This is a genomic window from Microbaculum mangrovi (assembly GCF_051390635.1).
In the GTDB taxonomy this organism is placed as follows: domain Bacteria; phylum Pseudomonadota; class Alphaproteobacteria; order Rhizobiales; family Tepidamorphaceae; genus Microbaculum.
The window spans coordinates 393,110-411,031 of sequence record NZ_JBPODT010000002.1 but is presented as its reverse complement, the minus strand read 5'-3'; the positions used below and the strand labels follow the sequence as shown (position 1 = coordinate 411,031).

Sequence of the window (17,922 nt, the reverse complement as noted above, 5' to 3'; positions counted from 1 at the left end):
CTATTGTCCGCTTGCCGCTCCCGGAAACCGGATCTTCGGGGTAGCGTTGCAGGACATTCTGTCGCAGTATTAGTTTCAAATGAAACAATTGTCAACGAATCCGGGGGAAAACGTGCACACGGTCGCCGATGGCTCCGGCGAAGCGGGCGACCGCACGCTGAAGCTCGAGGAATTCCTGCCCTATCGCCTGGTCATGCTGGCCGAACAGGTCAGCCAGTCGCTGTCGCGCCTCTACGCCGACCGCTACGGCCTGACCAATCCGGAATGGCGCACGATGGCCGCGCTGGGGCAGTTCGGGACGATGACCTCGACGGACATCGGCCGCAACAGCCGGATGCACAAGACCAAGGTCAGCCGCGCGGTCGCCGAGCTCGAGAAGAAGGGCCTGATCGACCGGCAGATCAGCGATTCCGACATGCGCGTCGCCTATCTGACCCTGACGGAAAAGGGACGGGAGACCTATCGCAAGCTGGTGCCGCTGGCGCTCCGGTTCGGCGACCAGCTCGCCGGCGGACTTTCGGCGGACGAGACCGCCGTACTTGAACGGGTGCTGACCACGCTGATGGAGCGGTCCGACGAGATCGCGCGCGAGATCGGCGGAACGATCGGGAGCGACACGGCGTGAAGCTCTACACCTACTTCCGCTCGTCGGCCGCCTATCGCGCCCGGATCGCCCTGAACCTTAAGGCCGTCGGCTGCGACATGGTGCCGGTGCATCTCGTCCGCGACGGCGGAGAGCACAAGCAACCCGCCTACAGGGCGATCAACCCGCAGATGCGGATCCCGTCCCTCGAACTGAGCGACGGCACCGTAATCGTCCAGTCGCCGGCGATCCTCGAGTATCTGGACGAGGCCTATCCCGATCCGCCGCTGCTGCCGAAGGACCCCGTGCAGCGCGCGCATGTGCGCGCGGCCGCGGCGATCGTCGGCTGCGACATCCATCCGCTCAACAATTCCGGAACGCTCGGATACCTGAAACGCGAGTTCGGCCAGGCGCAGCCGGCGCTCGACGCCTGGTACACCCATTGGGTCACGGCCGGCTTCGAGGCGATCGAACAGCTGATCCAGCCGGGACCGTACGCCTTCGGAGACACGGTCAGCCTCGCCGACCTCTATATCGTCCCGCAGGTATACAACGCCCGCCGCTTCAAGGTGCCGCTGGGCGCCTTTCCGAAGATCGCGGCCGTGGAGGCTGCGTGCGCGACGCTCCCGGCCTTCATCGACGCGGCGCCGGAGAACCAGCCGGACGCGGAGTGACGCCCGCCAATCCGGACGGCTTAGACCGACAAGCTTGACCGCCGGGTTCTATCGACATGTTTGACCGACATGTTTGACCGACATGTTTGACCGACTCCGGGCGATTTTCCATACTGCCGCGGCCGCGCCCGATACGCCGACACCGATGCGTCGGGACAGGCGGGCAAGGCCACCAGACCCCGCAGGGACAGACAGGGTGTTCAGCGTTCGTCATTCCGTTTCAGGATTCGCCCGAGCGGTCCTTCCGGCCATTTCGGGCCTGTTGATTTCGGGGCTGGTCGCCACGGGCGCCGCGCTGGCGCAGGACTATTCCCTTTGCGTCAAGCTTGAAGCGCGGCTCGTAGACCTCGAGCGCGGCTCGATGGGCGCCTCGCCGGTGACCATCCAGCGCTACAACTCCGACATCATCGAGCAGCAGCGGATGCTGAACGTTGCGCGCCGGCAGGCGGCGCGGGCGGGATGCGACCAGCAGAAGGGCTTCCTGTTCTTCCGCCCGCAGCGCCCGGCCGGCTGCGGCGATCACGACGCGATCATCAACAGGCTCGAGACGAACCTGCAGCGCCTGCAGGGCCAGCGCCGCAACCTGATGCCGGTCGACACGGGCGTGAACGAGGGCGAGCGGCGGCGCCTCCTGGCGATGCTCGGCGACAACAGGTGCGGCCCGCAATACGAGCGCTACGCGACGCGGCGCAGCGGCGGGATGTTCGACTTCTTCAACCGCGACTACACGCGCGATCCCTACGTACGCGATCCCTACATGATGGAGCCCTCCGGCGGGATGGGCTTCTACGGCACCTACCGGACGCTGTGCGTGCGCACCTGCGACGGGTTCTTCTGGCCGATCAGCTTCTCCACCGTGCAGGGCCGTTTCGACATGGATGCCCAGATGTGCCAGGCGAGCTGTCCGACCTCGGACGTCGCGCTGTATGTCCACCGCAATCCCGGCGAGGGGCCGGAAGAAGCGATTTCCCTCTTCGGCGAGCCGATCTCGAGGCTGCCGAACGCCTTCCGCTTCCGCAACGAGTTCGTCAACGACTGCAGCTGCAAGGCGGGCATGCAGACCGCCGCGCTCGGCGAGCGCGTCGTCGTCGCCCTGCCCGGACGTGACGGGTCGATGATCCTCAGCGATACCGGGGCGCGCCGGGGCGTCGTCGCTGAGAAACTGAAGCCGCTGCCGACCGCGGCGATGCCGATCCCCGTGCCCCGCAACCGGCCCGGCAACGAACCGCCGGTGGCCGGCAGCATCGCCACGGTGACGGGAATGGAGGACTATATCGCGGTGTCGGCGCCGAAAGTCGGCGTGGTCGCCGGCAAGTCCGTGCGCATCGTGGGACCCGGCTTCACCCTTTACCGGTCAGGCGGAGAATAGCCCTTTCCCGGCCGATCAGCGGCAGCATCGCCTTCAGCTCCGGACCGTGCTCGACGCCGGTCAGGGCCAGCCGCAACGGCTTGAACAGCGCCTTGCCGGAGCGGCCTGTCTCCCGCTTCACCGCGCCCACCCAGGACGCGTAGACGTCGTCGGGCCAGGGTTCGGCCGGCAGCAGGCCGGCGGCCGCCTCCAGGAACGCCCGGTCCTCATCCGTGATCGGGGCAGCGATCAGGGCGGCGACCGGCCCTTCGATACGCCGCCACCAGTCAAGCGTGTCGGACACCTTGTCTAGGTTCGGCCGCACCGCCAGCCAGAACGCCTCGCCGCCGCCAATGCCCATCCGGTCCAGATGATCGGCAACCGCGGCATACGGCAGTTCGGTGACGAGGCGGTGGTTGAGACCGTCGAGTTCGGCGGGATCGAAGGTCGCCGGCGCCCGCGACAGCTTGTCGAGATCGACGATCCCGGCAAGGGCGTCGAGCGAGGCGACCGGCTGCACGGCTTCGGACGAGCCGTTCAGCACGGCGAGGCTCGCCACCGCCATCGGCTCGTAGCCATCGGCGCGCAGGCTGCGCAGCGACAGGGCGCCGGTGCGCTTGGACAGCCCCTCCCCGCCGGCGGCGACGAGCAGGTTGTGATGGGCGAAAACCGGGGGCGTCGCGCCCAGCGCCTCGAAGATCTCGATCTGCACCGCGGTGTTGGTGACGTGGTCCTCGCCGCGGATGACGTGGGTCACGCCGAGATCGACGTCGTCGGCCACGCTCGGCAGCGTGTAGAGATAGCTGCCGTCGCCGCGGATCAGCACCGGATCGGACAGGGAGCCGGCGGCATAGTTCTGAGCCCCGCGGCACAGGTCGTCCCAGGCCACGTCGCGGTCCTCCAGCAGGAAACGCCAGTGCGGCGGCCTGCCTTCCGCCTCGAACGCCGTCCGGTCCGCGTCGGTCAGGGCGCGGGCGGCGCGGTCGTAGACCGGGGGCAGATGGCGGGCGAGCTGGCGCTTGCGGCGCCGCTCCAGCTCCTCCGGCGTCTCGTAGCAGGGATAGAGCCGGTCGAGGCCGCGCAGCCGGTCGGCCGCCGCGTCGTGGACACCGCGCCGCTCCGACTGCCGGACGATCAGGTCCGGCACGATGCCGAGCCAGGCGAGATCCTCGACGATGGCGTCGGCGAATTCCGGCCTGCTGCGCTCGGTATCGGTGTCGTCGAGGCGCAGGATGAAACGGCCGCCGCGGCGGCGCGCGAAGAGCCAGTTCAGGAGCGCCGTGCGGGCATTGCCGATATGCAGGTAGCCGGTGGGCGACGGCGCGAAGCGGACGGTTACGGACATCGTGGTGGCAAAGGTCCTCACATCGCGGTGTCGCGATAGCGGTTGACGATCGGGTAACGCCGGTCGCGACCGAAGTTCTTGCGGGTGATCTTGATACCGGGCGGCGCCTGACGGCGCTTGTACTCGGCGACATAGAGCATGTTCTCGACCCGCTTCACCGTCTCCACGTCGTGGCCGCGCGCGACGATCTCGGCGATCGACATCTCGTTCTCGACCAGGCACTCGAGGATGTCGTCGAGCGTGTCGTAGGGCGGCAGCGTGTCCTGATCGGTCTGGCCGGGCTTGAGCTCCGCCGACGGCGCCTTGGCGATGATGTTCGTCGGGATCACGGGATGGTCGGGGCCCAGGCACCCCTGGGGGCGGTTGGCGTTGCGCCAGGCGGCGAGCCGGTAGACCTCGGTCTTGTAGAGGTCCTTGATCGGATTGAAGCCGCCGTTCATGTCGCCGTAGAGCGTCGAATAGCCCACCGACATCTCCGACTTGTTGCCGGTAGTGACCACCATCGGCCCGAACTTGTTGGAGATCGCCATCAGCGTGGTGCCGCGGGCGCGCGACTGCAGGTTCTCCTCGGTGGTATCGGCGGGCAGCGCGTCGAACAGCGGCGACAGCGCCGCCGTGAAGCCGTCGACGGGCGCGACGATCGAGACGCTGTCGTAGCGCACGTCGAGCGCCTCGGCGCAGTCGGCGGCGTCGGTCAGCGAGGCATTGGAGGTGTAGCGGTATGGCATCATCACGCAGTGGACGCGTTCGGGACCGAGCGCGTCGACGGCGATCGCGGCGCAGATCGCCGAGTCGATGCCGCCCGACAGACCGAGCACCACGCCGGGAAAGCCGGTCTTGTCGACGTAGTCGCGCAGGCCGTTCACGCAGGCGAGCCACATCAGCTCGTCATTGTCCCCGAGCGCGGCCATCGGCCCCTCGACGCAGCGCCAGCCCTCGCCGCGATCGCGCTTCCACCGGGTCAGCGCGACGCCTTCCTCGAACGCCGGCATCTGGAAGGCGAGCGTGCGGTCGGCGTGCAGACCGAAGGAGGCGCCGTCGAAGATCAGCTCGTCCTGGCCGCCGAGCTGGTTGACGTAGATGAGCGGCAGGTTGGATTCCGTCACCCGCTGGACGACGACGTTGAGGCGCAGGTCGTGCTTGTATTTCCACCACGGCGAGCCGTTGGGGACGATCAGCAGCTCGGCGCCGCTTTCCTCCAGGCACTCGACGACCTCGTCCTCCCAGATGTCCTCGCAGATCGGCACCCCGAGCCGGACGCCGCGAAAGGGCACGGGGCCTGGCAGCGGGCCGGGCGCGAACACGCGCTTCTCGTCGAACGGACCGTAGTTGGGCAGGTCAACCTTGAACCGGGTCGCCGTCACACTGCCCTCCTCGAGCAGGCAGAAGGCGTTGTAGGTCTTCACGTCCTCGTGCCACGGCGCGCCGATGAGAACGGCCGGACCGCCATCGGCGGTGTCGGCGGCAAGGGCCTCCACGGCGTCGCGGCAGGCCTGCTGGAAGGCCGGCTTCAGCACCAGATCCTCCGGCGGATAGCCGGAGATGAACAGTTCCGTGAACACGACGAGGTCGGCGCCCAATTCCGCCGCCTCGGCCCGGGCCTTGCGCGCGAGCGCCAGATTGCCGGCGATGTCGCCGACGATCGGGTTGAGCTGCGCGCAGGCGATCGCAAGTTCGTTCGTCATGACGCCGACCAATCCTGTCCCCATTCCCGCCTGTCCGGTCCCCGGCTCGCCCGCATGCGGGCCGTCAGCCGGCGAACAGATCCGGCCGCCGCGCCTTCAGCCGGAACACCGCGATCGCCGATTTCGCGTCGACGATGTCGCCGTTCTCCGTCATGCGGGCGATTTCGGCCATCGGAAGCTCGTGGACCTCGATCATCTCACTTTCATGATCCAGGCCACCGGTCGCCGCGGGCGGCGGTCCTTCGTAGGTTCCCCAGAAGATATGCACGCATTCGCGGACGATTCCGGGAGAGGACAGTAAATCGCCGAGCGATTCAAGCGTCTGTATCGCAATTCCCGCCTCTTCCTGCGCCTCCTTCACGGCGCAGCGCGGCGGCGGGTCGCCACCGAGCAGGCCGCCCGGCACCTCCCACAGCCAGCCGTCGCCGCCGTCGAGAAGCGGCGAGAGGCGGAACTGGCGGATCAGCAGCCCGACCTTGCGGTCCGGATCAACCGGCAGGACGGCGGCGACATGCCCGTGGAAATGAACCTCGCGGTCGAACCGCAGCGTCCCGCCGTGCCACGGCGCCTCGACCGTATAGCGGGTCAGCCTGACGAAGCCGTCGTAGACGGTCTCCTCGTCGACGATGCGCGGGCCGTCCTGCGCCTTGCCCATGTCCGCCTCCCCCGGTAATGGCGGCTCCTGCGTAGCGGGCAGGCGATCCAAGGGCAAGGGCGCGGCGTGCGGTCCGCCCTAGTTGAACGCGAACGCGTCCAATTCCAGCGCGCCGAACTGGTGGCTTTCGTGGATGCGGTGGCCCTTCGGCCTGGCACCGGCCGCGCCGAGCGCCACGTAGAGCGGCAACAGGTGCTCGTCGGTCGGGTGGTTCTCCACCGCGAAGGGCGCCTTCGTGCGGTAGTCGAGCAGGTCGTCGACCGCGCCGGCCTCGATGCGCGGCACCATCCAGTCGACGAAGGCCGAGACCCAGTCCGGCCGCTCCGCGTCGACGGCGCCCCGCTTCAGGTTCTGGAACGCTTCGTAAAGATTGTGGGTGAAGGACCCGGAGCCGACGATCAGCACGCCCTCGTCGCGCAACGGCGCCAGCGCCTCGCCGAGCCGGTAGTGGTGCGCGGCGCTCGCGCCCGGCTGCACCGAAAGCTGGGCGACGGGGATATCGGCGCCGGGGTAGAGCAGCATCAGCGGCACCCAGGTGCCGTGGTCGTAGCCGCGCTTGCGCACGATCGCGGGCGCCAGGTCGGCGTCCGAAAGCAAACCGGCAACGCGCTCGGCCAGCGCCGGATCGCCGGGGGCGGGATAGGTCAGCGTGTAGAGCTCGTCCTCGAAGCCGCCGAAATCGTAGATCATGTCGGGCGCCGGGTCGGCGACGACGGCCGGGCGGTCGGTCTCAAAATGCGCCGATACCGACAGGATCGCCGTGGGACGCTCAATACTCTCGGCGTAGTCGGCGAGGAATTGCCGCGCGGGCGTATCGTACAAAATCAGGTTCGGCGCACCGTGCGACACGAACAGCGAAGGCATCGCGGCCATGGGTCATCTCCGCATCCAGAAGCGATGACGACTATCTATTGTTCTCGAACGCACGATAAAGACGGGAAAACTGCACGATTTGTTGATCAAAACGCAACAATCGCTACCGTCCGACTGCGGCAGACCGTCGGCGATCTCGCATTAGCCGACCTTATCGACCACGAAATCACGCGTCTCCTGGCGACCGCCTTCGCGGTCGCGAAAGGCCGCGGGCACGGGCCCGCTCAGCCCAAGCGGAACGGCGCTGCAGGCGCGCCGTCCCCGGTGAACCTCATCCGAGGGAATGAGGCCCGCGCTTCACAACCCGACGGCCGCACCGCTGTCGATCTTTGGCCGGCCGCGCGAGGCGCGCTCCTGCTTCAGGCCCTCGGCGACCAGGAACGCGAGTTCCAGCGACTGGTCGGCGTTGAGGCGCGGATCGCAGTGGGTGTGGTATCGGGCCGACAGGTCCGCCTCCGAGATCGCCCGGGCGCCGCCGGTGCATTCGGTGACGTTCTGGCCGGTCATCTCGATATGGATGCCGCCGGCGTGCGAGCCCTCGGCCTGGTGCACGGCGAAGAAGTTGCGCACTTCCTGAAGGATCCGGTCGAACGGCCGGGTCTTGAAACCGCCCGCGGCGACGGTGTTGCCGTGCATCGGGTCGCAGGACCACACGACGGAGCGCCCCTCCGCCTGCACCTTGCGGATCAGCGTCGGCAGGTGGTCGAACACCTTGTCGGCGCCGAAGCGGCAGATGAGCGTCAGCCGGCCGGCCTCGTCCTCTGGGTTGAGGATGTCGATCAGCCTGATCAGCTCGTCGGCATCGAGGCTCGGGCCGCATTTCAGGCCGATCGGATTCCTGATGCCGCGGCAGAACTCGATATGGGCGTGATCGGGCTGGCGCGTGCGGTCGCCGATCCAGACCATGTGGCCCGAGGTGTCGTACCAGTCGCCGCTCGTGGAATCGACGCGGGTCATCGCCTGCTCGTAGCCGAGCAGCAGCGCCTCGTGGCTGGTGAAGAAATCGGTCGAACGGAATTGCGGGGTCGCGTCGGCGGTCACGCCACAGGCGCGCATGAAGTCGAGCGACTCCGAAATGCGGTCGGCGATCTCCTTGTAATGGTGGCCTTGCGGGGACCCCGAAACGAAGCCCAGCGTCCAGCTGTGGACATGCTCGAGGTTGGCATAGCCGCCCTGGGAGAAGGCGCGCAGCAGGTTCTGCGTCGCCGCCGCCTGACGGTAGGCCTGCAGCATCCGGTCCGGGTCGGGGATGCGCGCCTCGGGCGTGAACTCCGGCGCGTTGATGATGTCGCCACGGTAGCTCGGCAGCTCGACATCGCCCTGCTTCTCGACGGACGAGGAGCGCGGCTTGGCGAACTGGCCGCCGATGCGCCCGACCTTCACCACCGGCATCGCCGCGGCAAAGGTCAGCACCACCGACATCTGCAGGAAGACCCGGAAGAAGTCGCGGATGTTGTCGGCGTGATGCTCGGCGAAACTCTCGGCGCAATCACCGCCCTGCAGCAGGAATCCCTCTCCGCCTGCGACGCGTCCAAGCTGCTGCTTCAGCTTGCGCGCCTCGCCTGCAAAAACGAGCGGGGGAAATCGCGACAGCGTGGCCTCGGCCTCGGCAAGGGCCTTGGGATCGGGATAATCGGGAACCTGCACGATCGGCTTCGACCGCCAGCTCTCGGGGCTCCATGCTTTCGCCATAACGCAAACCACTCGCTTTTTGTCGCAGTGCCGGCGGCATTCTCCAGTTTAACCGCCGATGCGGGCGGGTTATACACCCTGACCCACGGGGTGGCCAGTGTATCCGCCCCCTCGATCTAACCGGCGGTACGAAAACGCGAATTGGCGTCTGAATGAGGATCGAGCACGAGCATTCCGAAGCCGCGATCGAAAAGCGGCTCGCCGACGGACCGAAGATCAACTACCTGCGCGACTGGGTCTATGGCGGCATCGACGGCGCCGTGACCACCTTCGCCGTCGTGGCCGGCGCGGTCGGCGCCGAACTGCCGACCCGCGTGGTGCTGATCCTGGGCATCGCCAACCTGATCGCCGACGGCTTCTCGATGGCCGCCGCCAACTTCTCCGGCACACAGTCCGAGATCGAGGACTACGAGCGGCTGAAGGCGATGGAAGAGCGCCACATCAAGCTCTATCCCGACGGCGAGCGCCAGGAGATCCGCCAGATCTACCGCAACAAGGGCTTTACCGGCTCGAAGCTGGAGACGCTGGTCGCGCTGATCACCTCGCGGGACAAGAACTGGGTCGAAACGATGCTCATCGAGGAGCATGGCCTGGCGCCGATCCAGCGATCGCCCTTGAGGGCCGCGTTCTGGACGTTCGCGGCCTTCATCATCTGCGGCGCGGTGCCGCTGCTGCCGTTCGTCCTGTCGATGCCGAACGCACCGATCCTGGCGACGGGGATGACGGCGCTCGTTTTTTTTGGCATCGGGTCGTTCAAGAGCCGGTGGTCGACGTATTCGTGGTGGCGTTCGGGCACGGAAACCCTGACCATCGGCATGACAGCGGCGATGCTCGCCTATCTGGTGGGGCGCCTGCTCGAGTCCATCGTCTGAGGCCTGCGGCGAGTCCTGCTGCCGCTCGCGAATATGGGAGCCGGTACCGATGAGATCCGCCCTCGCCTCGATCGCCGCGCTGCTGATCTCGGTGTTCATCCTGCTGACCGGATCGGGCCTGCAATCGACGCTCGTGCCGCTGGCGGCGACCGGATACAACTTTTCCGACCTGGCGATCGGCCTGATCGGCTCGTCCTACTTCGTCGGCATGATGATCGGCTGCTTCGCCGCGCCGTGGCTGATCCGGCACGCCGGCCATATCCGCACCTTCGGTGCCTGCACGGCGCTGGCGACGGGCGCGGCCATCTTGCACGCGCTCGTGGTGGAACCGATCACCTGGAACATCCTGCGCTGCACCTCCGGCATCTGCTTCGCGGTGCTGTACGCGGTCATCGAGAGCTGGCTGAACGACAAGTCGGACAACTCCAACCGGGGCGGCGTGCTGGCCTTCTACAACGTCATCAACTTCGGCGGCATGGCGGCGGGACAGCAGTTCCTCCGGCTGTATCCGCCGGCAGGCTTCCAGCTGTTCTCGCTGAGCGCGCTGATGATCTCGCTGGCGGCGATGCCGGTGGCGCTGACGCGGTCGAAGTCGCCGCCCGTCCCGGAATCGCCGCAGCTGCGGCTGCGCTGGCTGGTGGCGCTGTCTCCGGTGGGCGTCGCCGGGGCGTTCACGGTGGGGCTGGCGAACGGCGCGTTCTGGACCATCGGGCCGATCTACGCGAACCTGCAGGGACTGGGCGCGGGCGGCGCCGGCGACTTCATCACCGCGTCGATCCTCGGCGCCGTCGCCGTGCTGTGGCCGGCGGGTCGCCTTTCCGACCACGTCGACCGCCGCCACGTCATCGCCGCCTGCTGCATCGTCGCCGGGGCCGCCGGTATCGGCCTTGCCATCGCGCCGGCCAATTCGCCCTGGCTGCTCTACGGGCTCGCCTTCCTGTTCGGCGCGGGCGCGATGCCGATCTACTCGCTGAGCTCGGCGCACACGGCCGACCATGCCGACTCCTCCGACATGGTGCAGGTATCGACCGGGCTGCTGCTGATCTACACGGTCGGCGCGGTGGTTGGACCGACCGCGGCGGCCGCGCTGGTCGAGATCACCGTGCCCGGCGCCCTGTTCGCGCTGACGGCCGTGGCCCATGCCGGCCTGGCGGCGCTGACCGTGTACCGCCTGACCCGGCGCGCCGCGATCCCGCCGGAAGACCGCGAGCCGTTTGTCCCCGTGCCGCGCACCTCGCCGGCGGTGTCGGAGCTCGATCCGCGCGTGCCGCTCGAGGATGAGGACTACGACCACATCGACGACTCCGGCAACGGCACGGTGACGCCGGGGCAACATCCGACCTGACGGCGGAACGCCACGCTGGCCAAGGGCGCCCGGGCGAGGCAAGATCGGTCCATGAGCGCCAGCGAACCCAGCTTCACCATCGGGGTCGAGGAAGAATACCTGCTCGTCGACAGGCAGACCCGCGACCTTGCCGTCGATCCGCCGAGGGCGCTGATGGACCGGTGCGAGGAGATCCTGCCGAAGCGGGTGACGCCGGAGTTCCTGCGCTGCCAGATCGAGGTCGGCACGCCGGTCTGCGAACGGGTCGAGGACGCCCGGGCGGAACTGGCGCACCTGCGCGGCACCATCGCCGAGGTGTCGGCCGACTACGACCTCGCCCCGATCGCCGCCTCGACCCATCCCTTCGCCACCTGGGCGAGCCAGCAGCATACCGACAAGGACCGGTACAACGCGCTGGCCCGCGACATCCAGATGGTGGTGCGGCGCATGCTGATCTGCGGCATGCACGTGCATGTGGCGATCGAGGACGAGGCGCTGCGGATCGACCTGTTCAACCAGCTTCCCTATTTCCTCCCCCACCTGTTGGCGCTGTCCACCTCCTCGCCGTTCTGGCAGGGCCACGAGACGGGGCTGAAGTCCTACCGGCTGTCGGTGTTCAAGGAGATGCCGCGCACCGGCCTGCCGGAATCCTTCGACAGCGAGGACGAGTATCGCCGCACCATCGACGTTCTGGTGCGGGCCGGCATGATCGAGGACGCCACCAAGGTCTGGTGGGACCTGCGCCCCTCGGCCCGGTTTCCCACGCTGGAGATGCGCATCGCCGACGTGTGCACGCGTCTCGACGACGCCATCGCCGTGGCGGCGCTGTTCCGCTGCCTGGCGCGCATGCTGTGGCGCCTGCGACGCGACAACCAGCGCTGGCGCCACTACTCGCGCTTCCTGATCGAGGAAAACCGCTGGCTGGCGCAGCGCCACGGCGCGGCGGGCCGGCTGATCGACTTCGGCAAGGGCTCGACCACGCCGTTCGGCGACCTGATGGAGGAAATCCTCGAACTGATCCGCGAGGACGCGGCCCATTTCGGCTGCATCGCGGCGGTGGAGCACGCCCGCGCCGTCGTCGCCGACGGCACCTCGGCCGACCGGCAGCTCGCGATCTGGCGGGAGGCCGTCGCCGACGGCATGGACCCGCGCGAGGCGCACCAGCGCGTGGTCGACCACCTGATCGCGGAGACGGTCGAAGGGATCCCCAGGGAGCCGATGCGCCCCATCGAGGCGCGCGGGCAACCGGCAGACCGGCCGGGCTAGCCGGCCGGCCGCCATTCAGCCGGGCTCACTCACCCGACCGGCTCGATCTCGGTCGGCCGCCAGGTCTTGTCGAAGAAGGACGGCAGCGGGCTGTAGAGGCGCAGGATCGTGAACCAGCCCTTGTCGGGATCGGTCTGGATCCAGTTGCCCCGTGCCACACCATCGGGTTGTTCCGGGCCGAAATAGACCGTGGTGGCGCCATCCGCATCGGCCTCGGCCGCCGGCGAGGGATACGCCTGACTGCCGGCCCGCGGGAATTTCTGCGGCGTCTGCAGCATCGAGCGGGTCTGGTTGTCGTAGAGCGTCAGCGACCAGAACTTGCCGGCCGGAATGCCTTTGGGCAGCGTCACCTTGTAGGTCTTCGCCCCGTCGAACGGGTTCCCGTCGGCGTCGAGAAAACCCATCAGGTACTGCGAGCCGACGTCGGGGATGCGCATGATCATACCCGGCGAATCGAGCGTGTAGGCGTAGTAGAACGCCGTGCGCGAATCGAGGGTGCGCGCGCCGGTCGGCGGAAACGGCTTGAACATGCCGTCTTCGAACAGCGGCGGTGGGGTCTCGAAGAAGGCGCCGCCCTCGAACAGCATGTTTCCCCACTGGGAGTCGGGATAGTAGGCCCAGTCGGGATGCGAGACGGCGAAGCGCCAGTTGAGCGAGCGCCCCGCGGCGGCGCCGACCCCGGCGGCGTCGGTGAGGATCGCCTTCATGGACTCATCCGGCGCGAACGGCTTGCCGTGCACGATACCGATCGCGGCGAGCTGGCCGGCAAGCTCGACCTCGTAGCTGGTGGCCGGCTCCTGCTGGTAATTCTCGTTGATCAGCTCGAAGAAGCCGAAATCGCTCGGCGGAATCGTGTTGAACGCCTTGCCGCTCAGCTCGGTGAATGTCGTCTCCGGCGGCGGCGGATTGCCTTCAAGCCGGACCACGCCCTCCAGCGCGGTAGCGATGCTCGTGCCGAATCCGCCCGGCGTATAGGGGTAGATCCTCAGGTTCGCCTTGATGGTCTGCACCGCCGGTGCCGGATCGCCGTCGACGAGATAGGTGCGGGCCGCATAGAGCAGGTAGTTCGTCCTGGCGTGCGCGACGAAGAACCCGCCTTCTGGCAGCGGCCCGTCATATCCGGGCGGGACAAGCAGATACTTGCCGCCTTGACCGCGGTCGGGGCCCGGAAAGCCGATGTCGACGACCCACGAGAACCACATGTCGTTGATCGTGCCGAGGCCGTCCGCCGGCTGTTCGAGCACGACCGGCCCCTTGGTCAGGTCGATGACCGACATGTAGTAGACCGTGTCGGCGTTGGCCGTCAGGAACAGCGAACTCGCATCCATCAGCGTGGAGAAGATGCCGACCTGGTTGTCCTTGACGCCGGCTTCGCGAAGACCCTTGGCGATCGCCAGCGCGGAGGCCCCGCGAAAGCTGTTGTTGTAGACGGCCAGCGCATTGGCGAAGGCCATCGCGTCGGCGACCTTCTTGGCCGTCTCGCTGGTCGGCACCCCGTCCGCGAACTCGAGCCGGCCGAGGCTCGTTTCCATCGTGTCGGGCACGCCGAGCGACTTGACCGTCTCTTCGGAGACCTGCGCGGTGGCAGTGGCCGCGGGCAGTACCAGCGCCGCAATCGCGCCGGCGCGCATCATGTTCAAAAGCACATTCATCGGGTCACCGCCCTCTTGGTTTACGACGCGTCACCTCCGGTAAGGGCCTAAAGCGATTTCCCGAACGCCGAACGCCTACCGAAACATCCTCGTGGTGCCGGACCGTCCTTTGCCTGGCAAAGGGAGGGTATTCGCCGGGTCGGCGGGACGCCACACCAAATATTAGCCACCTCAAACGCCACGCGAGCCGAAACATAGGGGCCATGCGCAGGCCCGATCTGTTCGCCGGCCCGGTCCGCGGCTAAAACGTATCGCCATGACCGCCGCCGCACTCGACCGTGCTCCTGCCCTGACGCTTTCGCGGATCGTCGGGCTTTGCGTGGCGCGCGTGTTCCTGTTCGCGACCTTCATGACGGTCGCCGCCGCCATTCCCCTGCTCAAGAGCGAATGGGATCTCACCGCGACCGCGGCCGGCGCCATCGTCACCAGCTTCACCGTCGGCTACGCCGTCTCGCTGTTCATCTTTGCCTGGGCGACCGACCATTACGGGGCAAAGCGGATGGCGATCGTCTCGGCGATCGCGGCGGCTGCGACGAGCCTGCTGTTCGGGCTGGTGGCGCGCGACTGGTGGAGCGCCTTCCTGCTCTACGGGCTGGTCGGGCTCGCGCAGGGCGGGGTCTACACGCCGCTGATCGTGCTGTTCGCCGACGAGGCGCCGCCGCAGGCGCGCGGCAACGCCATGGGATGGCTGATCGGCTCGACCTCGGTCGGCTACGCCACCTCGCTGGGCGCGGTGGGCCTCGGCATCGCCATCGGCGGCTGGCGGATGGGGTTCATCCTCTCCAGCCTCCTGCCGATGATCGGCGCGGTGCTGCTGATCGCCTTCCTCCGGCCGATCGAGAACCGGGTGCACGAACGCGGCGTCGACATGCGGGCGAGCGACCAGCTTCTGCGCAACCGGGAGGCCGGGCTGCTGGTCGCCGGCTATACCGCGCATTCGTGGGAACTGCTGGGCATGTGGGCGTGGATCCCGGCCTTCCTCGCCGCCAGCTTCGCGCTGGCCGGCGCGGCGGCGGCAAGCGCCACGATTTCCGGGGCCTATCTGTCGGGCTTCCTGCACCTGTTCGGCGCGACCGCAGCCTTCACCATGGGGCGGCTGTCGGACCGGGCCGGCCGCAAGCCGGTGCTGGTCGGCCTGGCGTTCGCCGGCGCCGTCCTGTCCTTCGTCATCGGCTGGATGGTGAGCGCGCCGCCGGTCCTTCTGATCCCCGTCGCGCTCGCTTACGCCTTCGTCTGCCTCGGCGATTCACCGGTGCTGTCGACGGCGGTGGCCGAGGCGGTCCGGCCGGGCTATCTCGGCGCTGTGCTCGCCTGGCGCTCGCTGCTCGGCTTCGGCGCCGGCGCCATCGCGCCGATCGCCTTCGGCGCCGTGATCGACGCGACCAACGCGCCGGGTGGAACGCCGACCGTGTGGGGGCCGGCCTTCATCATGCTCGGGATCGGCGGGGCTATCGCGACCGTGTGCGCGCTGGCGCTGAAAAGACGGGAAACCTCGCGCTAGCGCTCTGCCCTGTCCTGCCTTGTCATGGCCCGCCCTGTCATGCCCTGCCGGACGGCCGCACGGGTCCGGACTCCACGTAAGCAGGCGCGAAATGCTACTCCGCCGCGTATTCGGCGGCCCAGCGGCTCGTCGGCGTGCGCATGGTGACGAGTTCCTCGGCCGCGCTGGGGTGGACGGCCACGGTGGCGTCGAACTGGGCTTTCGTCGCGCCCATCTTCACCAGAATTCCGAGAACCTGGATCAGTTCGCCGGAATCCGGACCCATCAGATGACAGCCGACGACGACGCCGGAATCGGCATCGACGACCAGCTTGATCAGCATCTTCTCGTCGCGGTCGGTCAATGTGAGCTTCATGGGACGGAAGCTGGTCTTGTAGATATCGACCGCGCGGCAGCGCTCGCGCGCCTCCGCCTCGGTGAGCCCGACGGTGCCGATCTCAGGCGTCGAGAACACCGCGGTGGGGATCGCCTCGTGGTCGATGGAAACGGGATTGGCGTTGAACACGGTCTCGGCGAAGGCATGGCCCTCGCGGATCGCCACGGGGGTCAGCTGGACGCGGTCGGTGACGTCGCCGACGGCGTAGATTGAGTCGAGGGACGTCTTGCCATAGGCATCGACCACGACATGGCCGTTCCAGCCCTGCTCGACGCCCGCCTCGGCCAGTCCCAGCCCCTCGATGTTCGGCGACCGGCCGATGGCGAACATGATCTGATCGGCCTCGAGACCGCGTCCGGACGCGGTGTGGCCGATCAGGCCGTCGGCGGTCTTCTCGATCGTCGTGAAGACGTCGCCACAGACGACGTCGATGCCGCGCTTGACCATTTCGGCGTGCAGACCCGCGCGCAGGTCGTCGTCGAAGCCGCGAAGGATCTCCTCGCCGCGGTACAGCAGCGTCGTCTCGACACCCAAGCCATTGAAAATACCTGCGAATTCGACAGCGATATAGCCGCCGCCGGCGATCACGATGCGCTTCGGCAGCTCCTCCAGGTGGAAGGCCTCGTTGGAGGAAATCACGTGCTCGATGCCGGGAAGCGTGCGGTCGTAGTTGGGATGGCCGCCGGTGGCGATCAGGATGTAGCGGGCCGTGACGTCGCGGCCGAGATTGGCCAGATGCACGGTGTTGGGGCCGCGCAGCTCGGCGCGGGTGTCGATGATCTCGACGTTCGCGGCCTCGAGGTTGCGCCGGTAGATGCCCTCGAGCCGGGCGATCTCCCGGTCCTTGTTGGCAACCAGAGTCTTCCAGTCGAAGGCGGTCCCGGCAACGCTCCAGCCGAAGCCGGCGGATTCCTCGAACTCGTCGGGAAAGCGGCTGGCGTAGACGAACAGCTTCTTGGGGACGCAGCCTCGGATCACGCAGGTGCCGCCGACGCGGTATTCCTCGGCGACCGCCACCTTCGCGCCGTAGCCGGCCGCGATGCGCGCCGCGCGCACGCCGCCGGAGCCGGCACCTATGACAAAGAGATCGTATTCGAATTCGGTCATTGCGCGCTTGCCTCCGACGGTTTCAGTCTTTGCCCATAACCCGGATCTCGTCGGCCCCGGCGATCACCGCGGCCGAACACAGGCCGATGAACAGGCCGTGCTCGACGACGCCGGGAATGCCGGACAGGGCGTCCGCCAGGGCTTCGGGATCGGGGATGGCCGCAAGGTCGCAATCGTAGATCAAGTTGCCGCTGTCGGTGCGGAACGGGGCATCGGCCGCGCCCATGCGCAGGTGCAGCACCGGATCGAGCCCGAGCTTCCGCGTCGCCTTGTCGATGGCGATCGCGGTGGCGCGCTGGCCGAAGGGGATCACCTCGATGGGCAGCGGGAACGCGCCGAGCCGCGACACCAGCTTGCTCTCGTCGGCGATAACGACCATGCGCGCGGACGCCGCCGCGACGATCTTCTCGCGCAGAAGCGCACCGCCGCCGCCCTTGACGAGGCGCAGGGACCCGTCGAGCTCGTCGGCGCCATCGACGGTCAGATCGAGCTCCGGCGTCTCCTCGAGCGTCGTCAGCGGCACGCCATGCTGGATCGCGAGCTTGTGGGTCGCCTCCGACGTCGGCACGCCGACCACGTCGAGATGGCCCTTGCGCACACGCTCGCCGAGCCCGGCGACAAAATGCGCCGCCGTCGATCCGGTGCCGAGCCCGAGCTTCATGCCCGAGGTAACGAAGGTCAGGGCCCGCTCTGCGGCGAGGCGCTTCTGGTTATCTGCCGACATGATCCGCCTGGTCAGTTGTCCGGGTTGCAGACTGCAATGCGCCACCGGTGCCCGGACGGTGGCCGTCCGCGGCGCCGGACACGGCGCGTCCCTTCATCTGGAGCATTTCGGCCGGGAAATCTACCTCCCCGGACCGAAAGGTCACGGCGCGCGGCGGAAACGGGCGCGCCCGCCCGCCCAGGACTCGCAACCGTCATCGCGCCGTGACCGAACGGCCACAAAAGCATCATCGCTCTCTCATGGAA

At 67.8% G+C, this 17,922-nt stretch carries 15 protein-coding genes; 7 read left to right on the top strand and 8 right to left on the bottom strand.

Going from position 1 to position 17,922, the window contains the following annotated elements:
* Positions 1–112: 112 nt before the first annotated feature.
* The 3 genes from ACSF9G_RS08335 to ACSF9G_RS08325 all read left to right on the top strand — a co-directional run bounded on the left by ACSF9G_RS08335 (position 113) and on the right by ACSF9G_RS08325 (position 2,626).
* On the top strand, positions 113–625 hold the full coding sequence (locus ACSF9G_RS08335) for a MarR family winged helix-turn-helix transcriptional regulator (protein WP_436640428.1): 513 nt from the start codon (positions 113–115) through the stop codon (positions 623–625).
* Positions 622–1,257, top strand: a complete 636-nt coding sequence (maiA, locus tag ACSF9G_RS08330; RefSeq protein WP_436640426.1) for a maleylacetoacetate isomerase — start codon at positions 622–624, stop codon at positions 1,255–1,257. Before ACSF9G_RS08335 ends, maiA begins: the two co-directional genes overlap by 4 nt.
* A 196-nt stretch (positions 1,258–1,453) precedes the next feature.
* Entirely contained in the window at positions 1,454–2,626 is a 1,173-nt protein-coding gene (locus tag ACSF9G_RS08325; protein WP_436640424.1) for a DUF2865 domain-containing protein, read from the top strand.
* Here the strand turns inward: ACSF9G_RS08325 and gltX are convergent.
* The 5 genes from gltX to ACSF9G_RS08300 all read right to left on the bottom strand — a co-directional run bounded on the left by gltX (position 2,598) and on the right by ACSF9G_RS08300 (position 8,855).
* Positions 2,598–3,950: a glutamate--tRNA ligase gene (gene gltX / locus ACSF9G_RS08320; RefSeq protein ID WP_436640422.1), complete on the bottom strand. Its 1,353-nt coding sequence runs from the start codon at positions 3,948–3,950 to the stop codon at positions 2,598–2,600. The genes ACSF9G_RS08325 and gltX overlap by 29 nt on opposite strands.
* 17 nt (positions 3,951–3,967) lie before the next feature.
* Positions 3,968–5,635 (bottom strand): NAD+ synthase, encoded by a 1,668-nt coding sequence (locus tag ACSF9G_RS08315; protein WP_436640420.1) that lies wholly within the window; start codon positions 5,633–5,635, stop codon positions 3,968–3,970.
* A gap of 64 nt (positions 5,636–5,699) precedes the next feature.
* A complete protein-coding gene (locus tag ACSF9G_RS08310; protein WP_436640418.1) occupies positions 5,700–6,290 on the bottom strand; it encodes an NUDIX domain-containing protein in 591 nt (196 codons plus the stop codon).
* Positions 6,291–6,368: 78 nt separating this feature from the next.
* Positions 6,369–7,163, bottom strand: coding sequence for a DODA-type extradiol aromatic ring-opening family dioxygenase (locus ACSF9G_RS08305; RefSeq protein WP_436640416.1), 795 nt, complete (start codon positions 7,161–7,163; stop codon positions 6,369–6,371).
* A gap of 297 nt (positions 7,164–7,460) precedes the next feature.
* Positions 7,461–8,855, bottom strand: coding sequence for a class II 3-deoxy-7-phosphoheptulonate synthase (locus ACSF9G_RS08300; RefSeq protein WP_436640414.1), 1,395 nt, complete (start codon positions 8,853–8,855; stop codon positions 7,461–7,463).
* A gap of 152 nt (positions 8,856–9,007) precedes the next feature.
* Between ACSF9G_RS08300 and ACSF9G_RS08295 the strand changes: the two genes are divergently transcribed.
* Genes ACSF9G_RS08295 through ACSF9G_RS08285 form a run of 3 tightly spaced genes read left to right on the top strand, consistent with a single transcriptional unit; the run spans position 9,008 to position 12,317 of the window.
* Complete coding sequence (locus ACSF9G_RS08295) at positions 9,008–9,727, top strand: VIT1/CCC1 transporter family protein (protein ID WP_436640412.1); 720 nt, start codon at positions 9,008–9,010, stop codon at positions 9,725–9,727.
* A 49-nt stretch (positions 9,728–9,776) separates the two neighbouring features.
* Positions 9,777–11,072, top strand: a complete 1,296-nt coding sequence (locus tag ACSF9G_RS08290) for an MFS transporter (protein ID WP_436640410.1) — start codon at positions 9,777–9,779, stop codon at positions 11,070–11,072.
* A 51-nt stretch (positions 11,073–11,123) separates the two neighbouring features.
* Positions 11,124–12,317 (top strand): carboxylate-amine ligase, encoded by a 1,194-nt coding sequence (locus ACSF9G_RS08285; RefSeq protein WP_436640408.1) that lies wholly within the window; start codon positions 11,124–11,126, stop codon positions 12,315–12,317.
* A 29-nt stretch (positions 12,318–12,346) separates the two neighbouring features.
* On the opposite strand, the gene ACSF9G_RS08280 is transcribed toward ACSF9G_RS08285, so the two are convergent.
* Positions 12,347–13,969, bottom strand: a complete 1,623-nt coding sequence (locus ACSF9G_RS08280; RefSeq protein WP_436640406.1) for a DUF1254 domain-containing protein — start codon at positions 13,967–13,969, stop codon at positions 12,347–12,349.
* Positions 13,970–14,225: 256 nt separating this feature from the next.
* Between ACSF9G_RS08280 and ACSF9G_RS08275 the strand changes: the two genes are divergently transcribed.
* Positions 14,226–15,470, top strand: a complete 1,245-nt coding sequence (locus ACSF9G_RS08275) for an MFS transporter (RefSeq protein ID WP_436640404.1) — start codon at positions 14,226–14,228, stop codon at positions 15,468–15,470.
* A gap of 94 nt (positions 15,471–15,564) precedes the next feature.
* Here the strand turns inward: ACSF9G_RS08275 and gor are convergent, their stop codons facing one another.
* Together gor and rpiA are read right to left on the bottom strand one after the other, a co-directional pair.
* Positions 15,565–16,953 (bottom strand): glutathione-disulfide reductase, encoded by a 1,389-nt coding sequence (gor, locus tag ACSF9G_RS08270; protein ID WP_436640402.1) that lies wholly within the window; start codon positions 16,951–16,953, stop codon positions 15,565–15,567.
* A gap of 22 nt (positions 16,954–16,975) precedes the next feature.
* Positions 16,976–17,677, bottom strand: a complete 702-nt coding sequence (gene rpiA, locus ACSF9G_RS08265) for a ribose-5-phosphate isomerase RpiA (protein ID WP_436640400.1) — start codon at positions 17,675–17,677, stop codon at positions 16,976–16,978.
* Between the last annotated feature and the right edge of the window lie 245 nt (positions 17,678–17,922).